Below are 18,805 nucleotides of genomic sequence, written 5' to 3'. Positions count from 1 at the left end.
TCGCGCGCGATGACCCCTGCCGGATGCCTCGATGGACTACAGCGCGCTGGCCGGCCGCACCTTCAGCACCGCTTCCTCGGCCGCACAGTCGCGGCTGGAGTGCGCACCCTGCGCCCGTGCAACCGTGATTTCCCTGCGCGCCGCGAGCAGGTCACGCTGGAAAGCCGGATTGTCATGCAACCGTGCCACGGCGGCGGCGCCCATGAAGCGGCCCTCCAGGATGTCACTCTGCCAGTGCACGTTGCACACCAGGCGGCTTTCGCCGTAGTTGCGGCCGCGCGCGATGATGGCATCGGCGCGGTCCGGCACGATTTCCGAAAGCAACAGCGCCCACGCCCAGCCGATCGAGGTGTGGCCGGAGGGATAGGAGCCGTTGCGCCGCAGGCCGGCTTCGTCCTGCGGGGTGCAGGTGGGTTCGCCGTTGACCATGAACGGACGCGGGCGCTGGTGGTGTTTCTTGGCGGTGCGGGTCGCGGCACTGGCATCGATGCGGCTGCGTTCCAGCAGGCGGTACAACGCCGGCGTGCGCTGCGCGTCCACGTCCAGGTCGATGGCGCAGGAGAACTGGTTGGCGCCCTTTGGGAAGCCCAGTTCGGCATCGTGCGTGGCCTGGCTGAAGCGCGGCGTGCCGCGCAGCGCCCGTGCCTCCTGGCTGACCTGTTCGTCCAGCGCGAAGCCGGCCGAGCCGGCCACCGGCGGTGCAGGCACCAGCGCCAGGCTGGCAGGCACCGACGCGGCGTCCAGGTAGCCCACCGCCTTGGTTGTGAGGTTGGCCTCAACAGCGGTCGGCCTGCTGGTGGTTGCCGCGCATCCCACCAGTGACAGTGCGACGGCAAGCCAGGGCAGGGTGCGGCCACGGCGGGAGATCAAGGACATGGGCAGGCTCGGGACTGGGGCTCGCCGGCAATGATCGCAGTCCGGATCGCCCTGTGCAGCGTCCGTCGCGCATACGGCCAGAACCGGCATGGCCCTGTGCTTGGGACAAAGCCGCTGCCGAATGTCGGAAATGTCTTGATTCCCGGGGCTGCGCACGGACTACGCCCAAGATCGCGCCGAGCATCAGGCCCATACAGGGTTCCGGGACCCGCAGACCAGGGAGAAATGCCATGCACAGCACCGCATTACGAACTACCGCACTGGCCCTGCTGGTGGGCGTGCAGCCCGCGCAGGCGGCCGATGGCCTCGGCGTGGCCTTCGTGCACGGCACCGGTGCACCGACCAATGCCACCCGGACCTACTGGCAGCCGGCCATCATCGACAGTGTCCGCCAGGGCCTGCCGGACAAGCGCAATTACATCGTCATCAACTGCGACTTCAATCAGTACATGTGGAAGCCGAAAGCCGCCGGCTGCCTGGCCGAGCAGCTGTCCGGCTTCATCGAAAGGCGCGGCGTCACCCGGCTGGTGGTCATCACCCACTCCAACGGTGGCAACGTCGTGCGCTGGATCCTGTCCAATCCGACCTACGACCGCCGCTATCCAAAGATCATCCACACGCTGCAGAAGGTCACCGCGCTGGCACCGTCTTCGGCCGGTACACCGTTGGCCGACGCAGTGATCAATGGCAGCACCTTCGAAACCCTGCTGGGTTGGTTGCTGGGCAAGCGAAACGACGCCGTTCGTCAGCAGCAGGTGGCCCACATGGCCACTTACAACGCGCAGAACCTGTATGGCACCGGCGGTCGCCCGGCCCTGCCCACGCCATTCCGCGCGGTGGTCGGCAGCGATGTGGACTCGGCGCCTACTGACGCGGACAGTTACTGCGGAGGCTATGCCGCCAACCTCGGCCTGGAGTTCACCCGGAACTGGCTTTCTTCGTGTTCGGACGGTTTCCTCGACTGCAGCAGCCAGAAGGCGGCCGGCACCGTGTGGTTCACCGACACCGCGCGCACGCACGGCGCCGAACCGCTCAGCCACAACCAGAGCCGCCGCGCGTGTTTTGGCCTCGGCACACTTCTGCGCAATGACCTGACCCAGTGACGGACACCCTCATGACGATGCATTCCACCCTCCTGGCCGTTGCCGTGCTGGCGATCCTGTCCACCGCGCCCACAGCGGCCGCACAACCGCTGCGCGCCGCCGGGGCGGGCGACCAGGTACCGGCCACCCTGATCGCCGCGCCGTTGCCCACCGACGATGAAAGCGAGCAGGTACCGCTGGCCTTCGCCTGGGCGCTGGACCCGGCGCAGCCGCTGCAGGCGCCTGCGCCCCATGCGGCCGTCAGCCGCAGCTACTGGCAGCAGGTCGATGCAGCCGAACTGCAGCGCGGCCTGGCGTTGCCACTGACCGCACCGGACGCGGTGATCCAGCTCAGCCCGGCGCCGGGCGCCCGCGCGCTGTCGGCGGGGTCATTGCAGTTGCGCGATCCGGCAGGGCGAAGCAGCGGGGCCCACATTGTCGATTCACGTGTGTTGCAGGACGCCGGCATGCCGGTAAGCGATGGCACGCGCATGCTGCGGACCGGCGCAACCAGCACGGCCGGGGTCTACCGCCTGCACAGTCGCCAGGCACGCGGCCACTACGTGGTGCAGGTGCTGGAGCGCAACAGCCCGCTGCGGCTGGAAGTCCAGGCCAGCCATTCGCGGTTGTTGGCCGGCGACAGCCTGCAGTTGCAGGCACGCCTGCGCGAAGACGGCGTCGGCAGACCGCAGGCGGGCACGCCCCGAAGCGGTTTCGGCGGCCATGCCCTGCTGGTCGCACCGGATGGCCGCAGCTGGCCGCAGCAGTTGCGGCCCATGCCAGATGGCAGCCTGCGCGCGCAGGTGCGTATTCCCGCCGACGTGGGCAACACGCAGGGTCTATGGGAGCTGCAGGTGTTCGCACAGGCTGACGGCGCGCTGCGTGATGGCACGGTCGCCTTCGCTGCCGCGCTGCCGACGGCGCGTTTCAGCGGGCAGGCCACGGCCGATCCCGCCAGCCGCCGGGTCAGCGTGTCACTGCAGGTGGCAGCAGCGGGGCGTTACGAAGCACGCGGCACCCTGTACGCCAGCGCGGCCGATGGGCAGTTGAAACCCGTCGCGCAGGCCCATGCCGCCGCCTGGTTCGAGGGTCCCGGGCAGGGGGCGCTGGTACTGCCGTTCGACCAGGCCGCGTTGCCGGCGGGATTTGGCCCGCCGTATGAACTGCGCGACCTGCAACTGCAGGACCAGAGCCGGATGGCACCGATCGAGTCGCGCGCTGCCGCGCTTCGGTTCTGATCCGGCTGCCCAGTTGCAACGGCCGTGCGGTGCTATCCCGCGTACGCGGCCAGCCGTCCGTGCTGCTCCACCACGGAGATCGAGCCGCCGAACGCGGCCGACAAGGGCGCATCACACAGCAGTTCGGCGCGCGCGCCATCGGCCAGTACACGGCCGTCGCGCAGCAGCACCACGCGGTCGATTTCGGGAATGATCTCTTCCACGTGGTGGGTGACCAGCACCAGCGTGATGCCTTGGCGCGCCAGTGACTGCATGGTATCGACCAGCTGCTGCCGGGCCACCAGGTCCAGCCCGGTGGATGGCTCGTCCAGCAACAACGCGTGCGGACGGTTGACCAGTGCCCGGGCGATCAACACGCGCCGGGTCTCTCCGGCCGAAAGCTCTGCATAGGTGCGACCGTGCAGCGCCAGCGCGCCGGTCATCGCCAGGGTCTGGCGCGTGCGCTCGCGCATCTCCTGGGTGATCTCGCGGAAGGCAGGCAGCACGTAGCTGGCGAAGAATCCGGTCAGCACCGCCTGTTCCACGGTCAGGCCCGGCATGTCGGCGAGCGTGCTGCTGAGGTCGCCGGTGACGATGCCCAGCTGCGAGCGCAGCCGGTCGACCTGCCAGCGGTTCTGGCCCAGCACTTTCACCGGCACGTGACCGTCGGCGTGTGCCAGCGGATACAGCTCGCGGGTGATGAGTTTGATGAAGGTGGATTTGCCGCAGCCGTTGGGTCCGAGCAGCGCGGTGTGCTGGCCCTGCGCGATGCGCAGGCTGAGGCCATGCAGCACCTTTACCTGGCCGCGCATCACGCTGGCGCGATCCAGTTCAATCAACGGCGGGAGGGTGCCGGCATCGGCTGCGGGCGGTGCAACGGCGGCTGGATTCAGGCTGGACAACGCAGGTTCCCGGCTGGAAGGCGCGCGCCGTGGCGGCGCAGGGATGCAGTTTGCCAAGCCAGGGGCCATCATGTCTGCACCCCGCAGATACCGGCCGCACCCCGGCCAGGAGGCCGCCATCACCTACTTGATCACCTCGCTGCCACGCGGGCCTGGGATCGTTCTGCGCCTGGCCCTGGTGCTGCTCTGCATGACCGGCGCGGTGCAGGCGCAGGTGACCGATACCGGCACCTACCTGCAGCGCATCGATGCCGATGCAGATGGCCGCGTCAGCGAAGCCGAGTATGTGCAGTGGATGATGTACGCCTTCGACCGGATGGATGCCGATGGAGATGGCGTGCTGGACGCCAGCGAGCTGCCGGGCGGCAAGGGGCGGCCGATCACCCGGGAGCAGCAGCGGCAGACGCTGGTGCAGCGATTCCACAAGCAGGATGCGAACCACGATGGGTTCCTGGATGCGCGCGAGCTGGCGGCGCCGCCGCGGTGAGTGTGGCGCACTGACAGGTGCGGGAGTCTTCGGAACGCGGTAGCGCCGAGCCATGCTCGGCGGGTTCCGTCCGACGCCGTCAGCAACAGCCGGCGGGCGTAGAATCTGCGCATGCCTGAGTTGCCCGAAGTTGAAACCACCCGGCGTGGATTGGCGCCGCATCTGCTGGAACGTGCCATCCATGGGGTGATCCTGCGCCGCAGGGAGCTGCGCTGGCCGATCCCCGACGAGGTGGCCACCCTGTTGCCGGGGCAGCGCATCGTGGAGGTGCGCCGACGTGCCAAATACCTGCTGCTGGATACCGAAGCCGGTAGTGCGCTGCTGCACCTGGGGATGTCCGGCAGCCTGCGCGTGCTGCCAGGCGATACGCCGCTGCGTGCGCATGACCACGTGGACATCAGCCTGGACAACGGCCGTCTGCTGCGCTTCAACGACCCGCGTCGTTTCGGCAGCCTGCTGTGGCAGCCCCCGGGCCAGATCCATCCGCTGCTGCAGGGGCTGGGCCCGGAGCCGCTGGACGATGCCTTCGATGGTGACTACCTGTTCCAGCGCAGCCGTGGCCGCAAGGCGCCGATCAAGACCTTCCTGATGGACCAGGCGGTGGTGGTGGGGGTGGGCAACATCTATGCGGCCGAAAGCCTGTTCAGGGCCGGCATCAGCCCGCTGCGCGAGGCCGGCAAGGTATCGCGCGAGCGCTATGTACGGCTGGCGGAGGCGGTCAAGCAGATCCTGCAGCATGCGATCACCCGCGGTGGCACCACCCTGCGCGACTTCATCAGTCCCGATGGCGCGCCCGGCTACTTCGAACAGGAGTTGTCGGTTTACGGGCGTGACGGCCAGCCCTGCCGGTCCTGCGGGCGGCCGTTGAAGCACGCCACCATCGGCCAGCGGGCCAGCGTCTGGTGCGGTTCCTGCCAGCGCTGAGGCTTTTTGGCCAAGCGCGCTGGACAGGGCTATAGTCGCGCCACGACTCCCGTGGGAGCAGGCGCTGCGATGGATGAAGGATCTGACATCACTGTGTGGCTGGACGCCGCGCGCGGCGGCGACCGTGCCTCGCTGGACCGCGTGCTCACCGTGCTCTACCAGGAGCTGCATGGGATGGCCCGGCGGCAGCTGGCCGGCCAGCAGGGCCGCACCCTGGATGCCACCTCGCTGGTGCACGAGTCCTACCTGAAACTGCTCGGCAGCCGCGGCGGGGCACGCTTCGAGGACCGTGCGCACTTCTTCGCCTATGCGGCCTCGGCCATGCGCAGCGTGGTGGTGGACTACGCCCGCAACCGCTTGGCGCGCAAGCGCGGCGGTGACCTCAAACGGGTGGACATCCCGGAAAACAGCAGCAGCGGCATCCGCATGGACGAGGACCTGCTGGCGCTGGACGTGGCGCTGGAGCGCCTGCAGGCGCTGGATCCGCACCTGGCACGCGTGGTTGAACTGCGCTACTTCGCCGGCCTGACCGAACAGCAGATCGCCGAACTGAGCCAGCGTTCCGAGCGCAGCATCCGGCGCGACTGGCAGAAGGCGCGCCTGTTCCTGCTGACCGAAGTAAGCGGGGACTGAGCGCGAACACCACCCATGGATGCCCTGCGCTGGCGTGAATTGTCCTCATGGCTGGACCAGCTGCTGGAACTGGATGAAGACGGTCGCCTGCAACGCCTGCGGCAGATCGCCGGACGTGACCCGGGGTTGGCCGCCGAGCTGGAAAAAATGCTGGCCCATGCACGCGACAGCGAGCAGTTCATGGCCCAGCCGGTGTTTTCCGCGCCCGGATCATCGCGCGAGGGCACCCGCATCGGTCCCTACCGCCTGTTGCAGCTGCTTGGCGAAGGCGGGATGGGCGAGGTCTGGCTGGCTGAGCGCTGCGACGGCATGTACGAGCGCAAGGTCGCCCTGAAGCTGTTGCGCAGCGGCCTGGCCGAGCCCGGCCTGCATGCGCGCTTTGCGCGCGAGCGGCAGATCCTGGCCCGGCTGCAGCATCCGCATCTTGCACAGCTGCACAACGCAGGCATCGACCCGCAGGGGCATCCTTACTTCGCGCTGGATTACGTGCAGGGCGAGCCGATCACCGAGTACTGCCAGCGCGGCATGCTGCCGCTGGAAGAACGGCTGCGGCTGATGCTGCAGGTGTGTTCGGTGGTGGCCCATGCGCATGCCAACCTGGTGGTGCACCGCGACCTGAAGCCCTCCAACATCCTGGTGGCTGATGGGGGGGTCAAGCTGCTGGATTTCGGCATCGCCCAACTGCTGGATCCGGAAGGCGCCGCGGCAGTGGCCGCCCCCGGCGAGCCGCGCGCGTTCACCCTGCACTACGCGGCGCCAGAGCAGGTAAGGGGCGATCCGCTGAGCACCCGTACCGATGTGTACTCGCTGGGCGTGGTGATCTACGAAGTGGTCACCGGGCACAAGCCTTACCGCCTGCGACGGCATTCCGACAGCGAGTGGGAGCGCTCCATCCTGGATGTCCAGCCAATGCCCGCATCGCGTCGGTTGCTGCAGGGTGAGGCCGGGAGGTCGGTGCCGGCTGCCGCGCGGCGTCTTGCCAGACGCGTGCGGGGCGACCTGGACCTGCTGCTGGGCAAGGCGATGGCCAAGGATCCGCAGCAGCGCTACGGATCGGTCGATGCCCTGGCCGAAGACCTGCGCCGGTTTCTGGATGGACGGCCGCTGCGCGCCCATCCGCCCGGCACCGGGTATCGCCTGCGCAAGTATCTACAGCGCCATCGCTGGGGCGTGACCGGCGCCAGCCTGGCCCTGTCGGCCTTGCTGGCGGTATCGACGATGGCCGTCTGGCAGGCGCGCCAGGCCCGCCTGGAGACCGCCCGCGCGCAGGCGATGCAGGACTTCAACATCGGCTTGTTTGATCGCGCGGCAAGCGTCCGCCAAGGCCACTTCGACGTGCGCCAGCTGCTGGAAACCGGACAGCAGCGTGCGCAGGCAGAACTGGCCGGGCAGCCGCTGGCGCTGGCCGAAATGGAGGGGGTCATCGGACGCCTGCACATCGGACTGGGTGACTACCAGACGGCCCTGCGCATCCTGGATCAGCAACGCGCGCTGCTGCAGGCACAACGGGACGTGCCGGGCGCGCTGCAGCTGGAAGCGGTGACCCAGCGCGCGCGCGCACTGCGCATGCTGGGCCGTGACCGCGAGTGCGTCGCCCACCTGCAGGCCGCAGCGTCCATCGCCGACCAGCAGCAGGACCTGCTGCCGACCGCCGTGGCGGGCTTCGCCAGCGAACTGGCCCATTGCCAGACCCAGCTCGGCCAGGTCCGTGGTGCGCGCGCTGCCTTCATCCGCGCCCTGGCGCTGTACCAGCGCGGGGAGGGCAACCCGCGTGGCATCGCCGGTGCGCTGGCGGGGCTGGCCGGGCTGGATGCCGAAGCCGGCCTGGACGCGCGTGCACGGGAGGGCTACCAGCAGGCGCTGGCACTGCTGCAGCGCGCTGCACCGGGCACCCCGGAAGCCATCGGGATGCGGCGCCAGCTGGGGCAGATGCTGGCACGTAGCGGAAAGGCCGCAGAGGCCTCCGCGGCACTCGACCAGGCGTTGCAATCGGCAGTGCAGGCGTTCGGCCCGGACCATCCGGAAACCCTGGTGGTGCAGCGTGCCCGCGCGCTGCTGGCACTGCAGCAGGGGGGCCGGGCGTGGGCGGGCCCTGTGCTCGGCGAAGTGCGGGACAAGCTGGCCTTCGCATTGGGACCGGACCACCGTGAAGTCGGCCTGGCCGAACATGCCCTGGGCGACCTCGCCAAGGCGGATGGAAATGCCCAGGCCTCGGTCAGCCACTACCGCACCGCCGTACGTATCTGGCGCCAGCCTGACCATGTGGCCCTGCTACCGCAGGGCCTGCTCGACCTGGGCGAGGCCGAACGGGTGGCGGGCAGCCCCACGCGCGCCGCTGCCGCGTGGCGCGAGGCACGCCAGTTGCTGATCGCCCAGCGCGGCATTCCGTCTTCGGCAGTCCGCCAGCTGGACCTGCGCTTGGCCCGCCTGCCGCGGCCAGCTGAACAGATATCGCCGGCCAGTGCCAACAATTAACGAATCTGTTGGAATAATGGCCGACCCTCCATGCCCCCGGCTGCCTTCGAATGCAACGACGCGATTTTATCCGCAACGCTTCCCTGGCCTTGGCTGCCTTCGGCCTGCCTGCATTGAACGTGGGCGCCGCGGCAAGCCGACAGGTCGGCCTGCGCCGCCTCGGGCAGCCGGTGCCGTTCGATTTCGCCAGCCTGAAGGGCCAGGCGCGCGCGCTGGCCGCAGCGCCCTACAAGACCCACAAACGGACCCTGCCGGGCCCGGTGGAAGCGCTGAGCTGGGATGCCTACCAGTCGATCCGTTACCGCCAGGACCATGCGCTGTGGGGCAATGAGCCGGGCCGGTTCCAGGCCAAGTTCTTCCACCTGGGGCTGTACTTCCATTCGCCGGTGCGGATGTTCGACGTGGTCGACGGCAAGGCGCAGGAACTGGCCTACGACGGTGCCGCCTTCGATTATGGGAAGAGCGGGATCAAGGATGGCCAGCTCCCGGCCGATCTCGGCTTTGCCGGCTTCCGGCTCAACACGCGCAAGGATACCGATCGCGATTTCGCTGCATTCCTCGGCGCCAGTTACTTCCGCGCGGTCGGCAAGGAAGGCCAGTACGGGCAGTCGGCGCGCGGCCTGGCGATCGACACCGGGACCGGTGGCCCGGAAGAGTTCCCGGACTTCATCGCCTACTACCTCGAACGTCCGGACAACGACTCGGACACCATCGTGGTCTATGCGTTGCTGGACTCGCCTAGCGTGGCCGGCGCCTACCGCTTCGCCATCACCAATGGCGATGTGCTGTTGATGGACATCGACAGCGCGCTGTACCCGCGCAAAGCCATCGAGCGGCTCGGCATCGCACCGTGCACCAGCATGTTCCAGGTTGGTGAGAACGATCGCCGCATGGCGTGGGACTGGCGTCCGGAGATCCACGATACCGACGGACTGGCGATGTGGAGCGGTGGCGGCGAGTGGATCTGGCGCCCGCTGGTGAACCCGCGCGAGCTGCGCTTCAACATGTTCGTCGACCGCAATCCGCGTGGCTTCGGCCTGCTGCAGCGCGACCGCGAATTCGACCATTACCAGGATGACGGCGTGTTCTACGAGAAGCGCCCGTGCCTGTGGGTGGAGCCGAAGGGCGAATGGGGCGAAGGCTCGGTGCAGCTGGTCGAAATCCCGACCGTGGATGAGACCTTCGACAACATCGTCGCGTTCTGGAACCCGAAGGACAAGCCGCAGGCCGGGCAGGAGCTGCTGGTCGGCTATCGCCTGTACTGGGGCGCCGAGCCGCCGGCACGTTCGCCGCTGGCGCACACCGTGGCCACCCGCACCGGCCTGGGCGGCATCATCGGCAAGAAGCGCAACTACTTCTCGTGGCGCTTCGCGGTGGATTTCGCCGGTGGCGAGCTGGCCAGCCTGATCGACAAGGGCGAGGTGGAGGCCGTGGTGCAGGCGAGCCGTGGCAAGCTGGAAATCGTCTCGGCCCGGCCGCTGCGCGAGATCAATGGCTACCGGGCCATGTTCGACCTGGTGCCGGGCGATGACAGCACCGCGCAGATCGATATTCGGCTGTTCCTGCGCAGCGGGGGCAAGACGCTGACGGAAACCTGGTTGTACCAGTACAGTCCGCCGCCGGCCGGAGCGCCCGAGCGCACGCTGTACTGAGCCCTGTAAACGGGGGAGCGATAGCGCCGAGCCATGCTCGGCGGAATCCTTCCGGCACCGTGATCGAGGCAAGCCGCGCTTCGCGCTCGCCGAGCATGGCTCGGCGCTACCGCGCTACCGCTTCATCCGCCGGCGAGCACCGGGTCGATCCGGCCTTCGCCGCGGGTGATCTTCTTGAACTCGGCGCGGCTGACCGAGACATAGCGTTCGTTGCCGCCGATCTCCACCTGCGGGCCGTCCTGCACCGCGTGGCCGTGCTCGTCCACGCGCACGGTCATGGTCGCCTTCTTGCCGCTGTGGCAGATGGTCTTGATCTCCTGCATCTCGTCGGCCCAGGCCAGCAGGTACTGGCTGCCTTCGAACAGCTCACCGCGGAAGTCGGTGCGCAGGCCATAGCAGAGCACCGGGATGCGCAGCTGGTCGACCACTTCGCTCAGTTGCCAGACCTGGGCCCGGCTGAGGAACTGCGCTTCGTCCACCAGCACGCAGCCCAGCGGGCCGTGCGCGGCGATATCGGCTTCAACCAGGCGCTGCAGGTCGCTGTCGCGTTCGAAGGCCATGCCATCGGCCTTCAGCCCGATGCGCGAGGCCACCACGCCGCTGCCGGCGCGGTTGTCCAGTCGCGGGGTAAGGATCGCCACCCGCATGCCGCGCTCGCGGTAGTTGTGCGCACTCTGCAGCAGCGTAGTGGTCTTGCCGGCGTTCATCGCCGAATAATAGAAATAGAGCTTGGCCATCGGCAGATTCTAGCCGCAGCGGGCGGACTCAGTCGCCGCGCAGCGGATGCGGGGCACCCACGTCCACGCTGCTGACGTTGCCCGCGTCCAGCTGTTGGCCCTGCCACTTCCAGTAGGCTTCGGGCTGCCACAGCCGCGGTGCGTAGTAGATCTCCGGCACCACCCGCACCATCTGCCCGTTGAAGCGGACCTGCATGACCGTCGAACCCAGTGCACCGGTGCGGCTGCCGGTCATCTCCCCCATGTTGCGGCGCATCTCGCGTTCCTGCCGCGGCTTTGCCACCGGGTCGCCGTACTCGGCGTACAGCTTCTGGCCTTCGCTGATCGCGCGTTTGCGCTCGGCTTCGTCCAGGGCGGCCCAGTACTGTTCGCGACGCACCACCAGCCATTCGGTGCCACGCTCGGCCGCCAGGTCCATCCAGGCATAGCCCAGTGCGCGGTCGACCGGGCCGCCCTTGCCGTTCCACAGGAGCTCGGCCATCAGCGCCTGCGACAGTTTGTCGGCATGCTGGGCGCCCAGGCGGAAGTAACGACGCGCATCTTCCAGCTTGTCGCGCTCGACAGCCGCCAGGCCAAGCTGCCGGTAACGCAGGTCCGGGTGCGCTTTCAGGAAGGCCGGTGAACTGACCACTGCGTGTTCCTGCAGCGACAGCGGGACGTTTTCGGCGGCCAGCTGCGCCTGGGCGGCGTGCAGCGGCGACAGCAGGGCGACGGCGAGCACCGCGCGGCAGGCAAACCTGTTCAGGTCCATCGGTCACTTCCTGTGAAACGGGGTATGCCGCCACTATCCGCAGCTGGGCGGGCGAGCGCAACCTGCCGGAGGTCAGGGTGCCCCCGCTACAATCTGCAGTACATGCACGGACTCAACCCCCCCCAAAGCGCAGCAGTGCTGCACATCGAAGGCCCCTTGCTGGTACTGGCGGGTGCCGGCAGCGGCAAGACGCGCGTCATCGTGGAGAAAATCGCCCACCTGATCGGCTGCGGCCGCTATCCGGCCCGGCGCATCGCCGCGATCACCTTCACCAACAAATCGGCCAAGGAAATGCGCGAGCGCGTGGCCCGGCGCCTGCGTGACCAGGACGCCGAAGACGTCACCATCTGCACCTTCCATGCGCTGGGCTTGAAGTTCCTGCAGATCGAACACGCTGCGGTGGGCCTGAAGCGCGGCTTCTCGATCTTCGATGCCGACGACAGCAACGCCCAGGTCAAGGACCTGATGCATGGCGCCAAGCCGGATGACATCGAGGACGTGAAGAACCTTATTTCGCGCGCCAAGAACGCCGGCTTGTCACCGGAGCAGGCGATGCGCGAGGCGCGCAGCAACCGCGAGAAGGAAGCGGCCGGCGTCTACGAGCGCTACCAGCTGCGGCTCACGGCCTTCAATGCCGTGGACTTCGACGACCTGATCCGGCTGCCGGTGCAGGTGCTGGAGGAGAATCCGGAGATCGCCATCGCCTGGCGCGAACGCATCGGCTACCTGCTGGTGGATGAGTGCCAGGACACCAACGACGCCCAGTACCGCCTGCTCAAGCAGCTGGCCGGGGACAAGGGCAACTTCACCTGCGTGGGTGACGATGACCAGTCCATCTACGCCTGGCGCGGTGCCAATCCGGAAAACCTGCAGCAGATGGCGCGCGACTACCCCGCGCTGCAGATCATCAAGCTGGAACAGAACTACCGCTGTTCAAACCGGGTGCTGCGCGCGGCCAATGCGCTGATCGCCAACAATCCGCACGAACACCTGAAGAAGCTGTGGAGCGACCAGGCCGACGGCGAACGCATCCGGGTGTGGGAGTGCCGCAACAGCGAGCACGAGGCGGAAAAAGTGGCGGCCGAGATCGCCTTCATCGCCCAGGCGCGGCAGGTACCGTGGAGTGATTTCTGCATCCTGTTCCGCGGCAACTTCCAGTCACGCCCTCTGGAAAAGGCGATGCAGCTGGCGCGCGTGCCGTACCACCTGTCCGGTGGCACGGTGTTCCTGGAGCGCCAGGAAGTCAAAGACACGCTGGCCTGGGTGCGCCTGCTGGTGAATCCGGACGACGACACCGCCTTCATGCGCGCGGTGCAGGCGCCCAAGCGCGACGTGGGCGCAGGCACGCTGGCCAAGCTGGCGGAACTGGCATCGGAAAAGAACATGCCGATGGCGCAGGCGGCCGAGGCGCTGGGCGCGCTGCAGCAGCTCCCCCCGCGTGCGGCCAACAGCCTGTCGCGCTTCACCGACATCCTGCGTGACCTGCGCGCACAGACCCGCGAGATCTCTTCCGGCGACATGATCCGCAAGGTGGCCAAGGAATCAGGGCTGCTCAGCGAGCTGCGCCAGCAGGCCAAGGAAGAAGCCAGTTACCAGCGCCGCGCCAACAACATCGAAGAGCTGGCGCAGTGGTTCGAAGGCGGCCCGCGCGGCGCCACCGCCGCCGACCTGGCCGGCCAGCTGGCGCTGCTGTCGCGCAACGACAAGGACGATGGCGGCAACCAGGTGCGCATGATGACCCTGCATGCCTCCAAGGGCCTGGAGTTCCCCTATGTGTTCATCGTCGGCTGCGAAGACGGCGTGCTGCCGCACCAGGTCAGCCTGGACGAAGGCACGCTGCAGGAAGAGCGGCGGCTGCTGTACGTGGGCATCACCCGGGCCAAGGTCCAGCTGTGGATGAGCCACAGCAAGCTGACGCGCAAGTTCGGCGAGCACGTCCGGCTCAAACCCAGCCGCTTCTTCGCCGAACTGCCGGCCGAAGAACTACAGCGCGACGGGGCCGATCCGGTGGCCGATGCGGCGCGCAAGCAGGAACGGGCCAGCGCCGGCCTGGCGGCCATCCAGGCCTTGTTCGACTGAGCGCGCAGTGCGCACAATCGGCCACCACAACGGCGACGGGAACGGCAGTGCAGATTGAAACCGACCGGCTGCGCCTGCGGCCCATCGAGCCCGAGCGCGATGCCGGCTGCATGCTGGCCCTGCTGAATGATCCTGGTTTCGTGCGCTTCATCGGCGATCGCGCCGTGCGCAGCGAGGAGCAGGCCCGCGAATACATCGCGCTGCGCGTGCTGCACAGTTACGCGCTGAACGGCTTCGGCATGTATGCGATCGAGCGCCTGTCCGATGGGGCCTGGCTGGGCAATGCCGGCCTGGTGCGCCGCGACGGCCTGCCGGGGCCGGATGTCGGTTACGCGGTGCTGGGCGAGCATGCAGGCCAAGGCTATGCCGGCGAGGCGGCGCAGGCGGTGTTCGCCCATGCGCGCGGCACGCTGGGCCTGCAGGACCTGTACGGCATCATCAGCCCGGACAACCTGGCGTCCGCGGCGATCCTGCGCCGGCTGGGGATGCAGCAGCGCGGCCCGATCCAGCTGCCCGGCAGCGAGCAATGGGTGACCCTGTTCGCCACGCCTGGCGCGGCCGACGTGGCCCGCTGATCGCGCCCCGCACGGTAGTGCCGGCCGCTGGCCGGCAACCCTCGATTCAGCCGCGCAGCGCTTGCAGCTCGGCGCGCAGCTCGGCAACGGCGGTTTCCAGCTGCGCCACCCGTTGGGCCAGCGCTGGATCGGTGCCGCCCGAGCCAGTGGATGCCGAACCCGACGCGGCGAACGTCGCCGCCAGCGCCGCACCATCGACTTCGCCACACAGCAGGTGCATGTAGCGGTCTTCGCGCTGGCCACTGGCACGCGGCAGCACCACCAGCAGCTCGCGCTGCTGCAGGCGTTCGATCGCGTGGCGTGCCTGGTCGGCATCGCCGAAGCGATGCAGCCGCTCAGCGCGCGTCATCAGCTCGGCCAACGTCTGTGGACCCCGCAGCAGCAGCAGCGCCAGCACCACGGTCTGCTGGCGGGTCAGGTCCAGGGCCGCCTGCAGGCGATGTTCATAGCGGTCGGCACGCGAGGAAAAATGCTGGCGCGCCAGGCCCATGCTTTCCAGCTGGCGCAGCGCGTGCTGCACATTGCCTGCGTCCAGGTTCATCAGCGGATCGCGCGCGGTCTTCTGGTTGGCCGCCGACTGCGCCGCGTTCACCGTCAGCGGATAGGTGTCCGGCGTGGTGGCTTCCTTTTCCACCAGGCAGCCCAGCAGGCGCGCCTGGGTGGCATCCAGCAGCGGGCGGGCGGGGGTGTCGGGGGTGTCGGTCATGGCGGGCTCCGCTGGGTCGATGGAACAGCCATCAAGCATAGCCGCTGCCCCTGTCATCTTTGCCGTTAAAATGGCGGGGATCTGAACATGGTGAAGCCAATGCGTCGTCGTATCGCCCCTCTCTCCCTGTCCCTGCTCGCCATCGCGGTGCTCGGCCTGTCCGCGTGCAAGCGCGTCGACGCCCCGCCCGCCGCTGAAGAAGCCCGCGCCGCCACGCCGGCTGGCGCTGCCACTGCACCGGACAGCAGCGCCAACGACAACCTGAACGCGGTGCTGTGGATACAGCGTGCGCAGGAATACAAGGCGATCACCGAGCAGACCTACCGTGCAGCCGCCGACCGCCTGGATGCGGCGCTGAAGGAGTCCCACTGGGATGCCCTGGTGCCGGATGAGCGCGGCAACGATGCCAAGGGCCTGAAGCCGGCGGTGGTGCTGGACTTGGATGAGACCGTGCTGGACAACTCGCCCTATCAGGCGCGCCTGGTGCGCGATGGCAAGGAATACGACGAGATGACCTGGGACCAGTGGGTGGCCGAGAAGAAGGCCAAGGCGATTCCCGGCGTCGTTGATTTCGCCAGGGCGGCCAATGAGAAAGGCGTCACCCTGCTGTACATCTCCAACCGCGCCGTGCACCTGAAGGAGGCCACCCTGGCCAACCTGCGTGCCGAAGGCCTGCCGGTTGCCGACGACAGTGTGTTCCTCGGCCTGGGGACCGTGGTGGAGGGCTGTGAGCAGGCCGGCAGTGAAAAGAACTGCCGCCGCCGCCTGGCCGGACAGCAGTACCGGGTGCTGATGCAGTTCGGTGACCAGCTCGGCGATTTCGTCGAAGTCACCGCCAATACCAACGAAGGGCGCGATGCCCTGCTGCAGCAGTACCACGACTGGTTCGGCGAGCGCTGGTGGATGTTGCCGAATCCGACCTACGGCGGCTTCGAGCCGGCGCAGTTCAACAACGATTTCAGCCAGCCGCGCCAGGCCCGCCACGATGCAAAGCGTGCCGCGCTGGACTATGCGCCGTGAGCCGCGGACCGCTGCCACTGCGCGATGACGAGCGCCTGATTTTCGCGCTGGACGTGCCCGACCGCGCGCAGGCGTTGGCGTGGGTGGATCGCCTGGGCGACAGTGTCGGCTTCTACAAGATCGGCATGGAGCTGCTGGCATCCGGTGAGTATTTCCAGGTGCTGGAGGAGCTGGCGCGCCGCGACAAGCGGGTGTTCGTCGACCTGAAATTCTTCGACATCCCGGCCACCGCCGCGGCGGTCATCAAGCGCTTGGCGCAATGGCCGGTGAGCTACTGCACGATCCATGGCTGGCACCCGGCGATGATGGAGGCCTGTGCGGCCGTTGCTGGCGGCGACATGCGCGTGCTGGCGGTCACGGTGTTGACCTCGATGGGGCGCGAAGACCTGGCCCGGATGGGCATCGACCGCGAACCGGTGGATGTTGTCGTGGAGCGCGCGCTGGCGGCGAAGGCGGCCGGTATCGACGGCGTGATCGCCTCCGGTCAGGAAGCGGCGCCGATCCGTACCGCGACCGGCGCCGGGTTCTCCATCGTCTGCCCGGGGATCCGCCCGGACGGCCCGGTAGGCGATGACCAGAAGCGCACGGTCGGTGTTGCCGAGGCGTTCGCCGACGGCGCCGATGCCATCGTGGTCGGGCGTCCGATCCGACTGGCGGCCGACCCACAGCAGGCGGCACGGGCCATCCAGCAGGACATCAGCGCCGCATTGCGGCGCTGAGCGGCGCGCCAACGCCGGGGGCACGCCCGGCGTACGGTGGCCTATCGACCGTCCCATGTGCGGGCGATGAAATCGTCCGCCGACGCACCGGCCAGCCGCGCGTAGATGCCGGGATGGCCGGGCTGGCCACACACGCGGCCGCCTCTGCTGGTTACTCCCAGCTGATACCAGCCTCCGCCGGGCGCCTTGACCAGCAGCGGGCCGCCGGAGTCGCCGAAGCAGGTGTCCCGGTAATTGCCGCCAGCGCACAGGTCGTTCTCAGCATCCACGCTCCCGGATCCACCCCAAAGCGCGCGGCACAGGTCCACATCGACCATCTGCGTCTGGACATGTTGCAGTGGGCCCACCTGCCTGACCTCGTCACCGACCTGTTCAACCAGCCCCCAACCTGCCAGCACCACCGGCCTCTCGTTCTGTTCGTACTCCCTGCCCGCCGGCCCCAGCAAAGGGACCGGCTCGATTCCACTGACCGGCACCACCAGGCGCAGCAGCGCCACATCCGGCCCACCCGTGAAAAAATCCGGGTGTGAGTGGATTTCCGCGAGCCGGTGGAGGGTGCCTTCAGACCTGTCCAGATCCGTTTGTCCTACGCTGACCACGGCCTGGTCCACCGTCACGCCCATGCAATGCGCTGCCGTCAGCACCCAGGACGGTGAGATCAGGGTGCCACCACACCAGTGGCGCGCGCGCGGCGTGTCGCCCATGTCAGGGACCTGGATGCTGACCATGAAGGGGTAAGCACCGGCGGGGGCGTCGCTGCCACCAATGATGGCGGGCCGCACTCCCTCCGCGGCCGATCCAGCGGATGAGACAACGGCGAGGGTGGCGGCAAACAGCGCGGAAACCGCACGTTTCATGGGTCTTTCCTCCATGGTGGGAACGACAGGACGACAGGACGACAGGACGACAGGACGACAGGACGACAGGGTGACAAGGCGACGGCGCGACGGCTCAGTCGCCCGTCCAGACCGATTGGATGAAGCTGTCAATGCCTGGGCCTGCCAGGCGCGCGTAGACACCCGGTGAGCCGCCGGAAGCGCATCCGATCCCCCAGCTCACCACACCCAGCTGGACCCAGCCCCCGGCGGGGGCGCGGGTGAACAGCGGACCGCCGGAATCACCCTGGCAGGAATCGCGGCCGGCTTGGCTGGCACAGATCTCGGTGGCCGCGTCAACCGTCGCACGGCCTGCGTACAGGGCTGAGCAATCGGGGGTACTGATGAAAGGCACGTCGACCTGCTGCATGCGCGTCGGGCTGTCGCCGGACCAGGACAGATTGCCCCAACCGGCTACCGTCAACAGCCGCCCCGCTACTTCGAAGCCGACGCCTTCCTGGCCGAGCAGACCGATGATCGGCGCGTCGGGTACCGGCGCCGCCAGGCGCAGCAGGGCGACATCGCTCTTGCGTGTGCTGGCGTAGGCGGGATGCAGGTGGATCTCGGCGATATGATGGTCCGTCCCGGTGCCCGCGGTGAGGTCGGTCTCTCCGCTGCGCGCGCGTAGTTGGGTGGCTTGCTTGCCTATCACGCAGTGTGCGGCGGTCAGTACCCAGGAGGGCGAGATGAGCGTGCCGCCACACCAGTGACGGGCCAGCGGCGTGCTGCCACGGCGAACAAGCTGGATGCTGACCAGGAACGGATTATCGCCGTCGGCCACCTCCGTCCCGCCGACGATGTTCGGCCTGGCCTGGTCAGGTTGCGACGGCGGAGAGGCCACCGCGGGCAGGCAGAGCAGGCTGGCCAGGACAAAAACAGGATAGCGGTTCATGATGCGGCCTTCGGATCCGGCGGATTGCCGGACACCAGTGGGCGACCAGTCCAACCGGTTAGTCCTTGCGCGCCGTCACAGCTGGCGGGTGCAACGACATGGCCCCACCCTGCCATCCGTACTACGCCGGAATGCAGAGCGGCGTCCCGCGGCCGGCAGCGAGTATGTTTCAATGCCGTGGCCCCGGTCGGGGGTATGAAACC

18 protein-coding genes are annotated in these 18,805 nt (G+C 68.2%); 11 read left to right on the top strand and 7 right to left on the bottom strand.

Annotated features, from left to right (window positions below):
- Window positions 1-36 precede the first annotated feature (36 nt).
- Complete coding sequence (locus IFT63_RS14650) at window positions 37-876, bottom strand: phosphatase PAP2 family protein (protein ID WP_192084878.1); 840 nt, start codon at window positions 874-876, stop codon at window positions 37-39.
- A 230-nt stretch (window positions 877-1,106) separates the two neighbouring features.
- On the opposite strand from IFT63_RS14650, the gene IFT63_RS14645 reads away from it, so the two are divergent.
- The gene (locus tag IFT63_RS14645) at window positions 1,107-1,979 is read left to right on the top strand and encodes a hypothetical protein (protein WP_042612099.1); all 873 of its coding nucleotides are present in this window, start codon (window positions 1,107-1,109) and stop codon (window positions 1,977-1,979) included.
- An 11-nt stretch (window positions 1,980-1,990) separates the two neighbouring features.
- Complete coding sequence (locus IFT63_RS14640; RefSeq protein WP_192084876.1) at window positions 1,991-3,196, top strand: DUF4785 domain-containing protein; 1,206 nt, start codon at window positions 1,991-1,993, stop codon at window positions 3,194-3,196.
- Window positions 3,197-3,228: 32 nt separating this feature from the next.
- On the opposite strand, the gene IFT63_RS14635 is transcribed toward IFT63_RS14640, so the two are convergent.
- Window positions 3,229-4,077 (bottom strand): ATP-binding cassette domain-containing protein, encoded by an 849-nt coding sequence (locus IFT63_RS14635; RefSeq protein ID WP_342450501.1) that lies wholly within the window; start codon window positions 4,075-4,077, stop codon window positions 3,229-3,231.
- A gap of 190 nt (window positions 4,078-4,267) precedes the next feature.
- Between IFT63_RS14635 and IFT63_RS14630 the strand changes: the two genes are divergently transcribed.
- The 5 genes from IFT63_RS14630 (at window position 4,268) to IFT63_RS14610 (ending at window position 10,248) form a co-directional block, all read left to right on the top strand.
- On the top strand, window positions 4,268-4,564 hold the full coding sequence (locus tag IFT63_RS14630) for an EF-hand domain-containing protein (protein WP_042612183.1): 297 nt from the start codon (window positions 4,268-4,270) through the stop codon (window positions 4,562-4,564).
- 111 nt (window positions 4,565-4,675) lie between these two features.
- On the top strand, window positions 4,676-5,488 hold the full coding sequence (gene mutM / locus IFT63_RS14625; RefSeq protein ID WP_042612097.1) for a bifunctional DNA-formamidopyrimidine glycosylase/DNA-(apurinic or apyrimidinic site) lyase: 813 nt from the start codon (window positions 4,676-4,678) through the stop codon (window positions 5,486-5,488).
- Window positions 5,489-5,557: 69 nt separating this feature from the next.
- Window positions 5,558-6,121 carry an ECF-type sigma factor gene (locus tag IFT63_RS14620; RefSeq protein ID WP_042612096.1) on the top strand — a complete coding sequence of 188 codons (564 nt, stop codon included), beginning with the start codon at window positions 5,558-5,560 and terminating at the stop codon, window positions 6,119-6,121.
- 15 nt (window positions 6,122-6,136) lie between these two features.
- The gene (locus IFT63_RS14615) at window positions 6,137-8,596 is read left to right on the top strand and encodes a serine/threonine-protein kinase (RefSeq protein WP_042612095.1); all 2,460 of its coding nucleotides are present in this window, start codon (window positions 6,137-6,139) and stop codon (window positions 8,594-8,596) included.
- A gap of 50 nt (window positions 8,597-8,646) precedes the next feature.
- Complete coding sequence (locus IFT63_RS14610) at window positions 8,647-10,248, top strand: glucan biosynthesis protein D (RefSeq protein WP_042612094.1); 1,602 nt, start codon at window positions 8,647-8,649, stop codon at window positions 10,246-10,248.
- A gap of 122 nt (window positions 10,249-10,370) precedes the next feature.
- Here the strand turns inward: IFT63_RS14610 and IFT63_RS14605 are convergent, their stop codons facing one another.
- Together IFT63_RS14605 and IFT63_RS14600 are read right to left on the bottom strand one after the other, a co-directional pair.
- Complete coding sequence (locus IFT63_RS14605; RefSeq protein ID WP_192084873.1) at window positions 10,371-10,985, bottom strand: thymidine kinase; 615 nt, start codon at window positions 10,983-10,985, stop codon at window positions 10,371-10,373.
- Between the two features lie 28 nt (window positions 10,986-11,013).
- Complete coding sequence (locus tag IFT63_RS14600; RefSeq protein ID WP_192084871.1) at window positions 11,014-11,736, bottom strand: sel1 repeat family protein; 723 nt, start codon at window positions 11,734-11,736, stop codon at window positions 11,014-11,016.
- A gap of 102 nt (window positions 11,737-11,838) precedes the next feature.
- Here IFT63_RS14600 and IFT63_RS14595 point away from each other — a divergent pair, with 102 nt between their 5' ends.
- Window positions 11,839-13,815, top strand: a complete 1,977-nt coding sequence (locus tag IFT63_RS14595; RefSeq protein ID WP_192084870.1) for a UvrD-helicase domain-containing protein — start codon at window positions 11,839-11,841, stop codon at window positions 13,813-13,815.
- A gap of 47 nt (window positions 13,816-13,862) precedes the next feature.
- A complete protein-coding gene (locus tag IFT63_RS14590) occupies window positions 13,863-14,390 on the top strand; it encodes a GNAT family N-acetyltransferase (RefSeq protein ID WP_320505987.1) in 528 nt (175 codons plus the stop codon).
- A 46-nt stretch (window positions 14,391-14,436) separates the two neighbouring features.
- Here IFT63_RS14590 and IFT63_RS14585 read toward each other — a convergent pair whose 3' ends face one another.
- On the bottom strand, window positions 14,437-15,096 hold the full coding sequence (locus IFT63_RS14585; protein WP_042612089.1) for a YceH family protein: 660 nt from the start codon (window positions 15,094-15,096) through the stop codon (window positions 14,437-14,439).
- Between the two features lie 99 nt (window positions 15,097-15,195).
- On the opposite strand from IFT63_RS14585, the gene IFT63_RS14580 reads away from it, so the two are divergent.
- Both IFT63_RS14580 and pyrF read left to right on the top strand, forming a co-directional pair.
- Window positions 15,196-16,116 carry a 5'-nucleotidase, lipoprotein e(P4) family gene (locus tag IFT63_RS14580; RefSeq protein WP_192084869.1) on the top strand — a complete coding sequence of 307 codons (921 nt, stop codon included), beginning with the start codon at window positions 15,196-15,198 and terminating at the stop codon, window positions 16,114-16,116.
- On the top strand, window positions 16,113-16,835 hold the full coding sequence (gene pyrF, locus IFT63_RS14575; protein ID WP_192084865.1) for an orotidine-5'-phosphate decarboxylase: 723 nt from the start codon (window positions 16,113-16,115) through the stop codon (window positions 16,833-16,835). The genes IFT63_RS14580 and pyrF overlap by 4 nt, the downstream gene beginning before the upstream one ends.
- Before the next feature lie 41 nt (window positions 16,836-16,876).
- Here the strand turns inward: pyrF and IFT63_RS14570 are convergent, their stop codons facing one another.
- Together IFT63_RS14570 and IFT63_RS14565 are read right to left on the bottom strand one after the other, a co-directional pair.
- Window positions 16,877-17,692 carry a serine protease gene (locus IFT63_RS14570; protein ID WP_192084863.1) on the bottom strand — a complete coding sequence of 272 codons (816 nt, stop codon included), beginning with the start codon at window positions 17,690-17,692 and terminating at the stop codon, window positions 16,877-16,879.
- A 94-nt stretch (window positions 17,693-17,786) separates the two neighbouring features.
- Window positions 17,787-18,602 carry a serine protease gene (locus IFT63_RS14565; protein WP_192084861.1) on the bottom strand — a complete coding sequence of 272 codons (816 nt, stop codon included), beginning with the start codon at window positions 18,600-18,602 and terminating at the stop codon, window positions 17,787-17,789.
- Window positions 18,603-18,805 lie beyond the last annotated feature (203 nt).

It is taken from the genome of Stenotrophomonas sp. CFBP 13724 (genome assembly GCF_014841975.1).
In the GTDB taxonomy this organism is placed as follows: domain Bacteria; phylum Pseudomonadota; class Gammaproteobacteria; order Xanthomonadales; family Xanthomonadaceae; genus Stenotrophomonas; species Stenotrophomonas lacuserhaii.
This window is presented reverse-complemented; position numbering and strand designations above follow the sequence as displayed.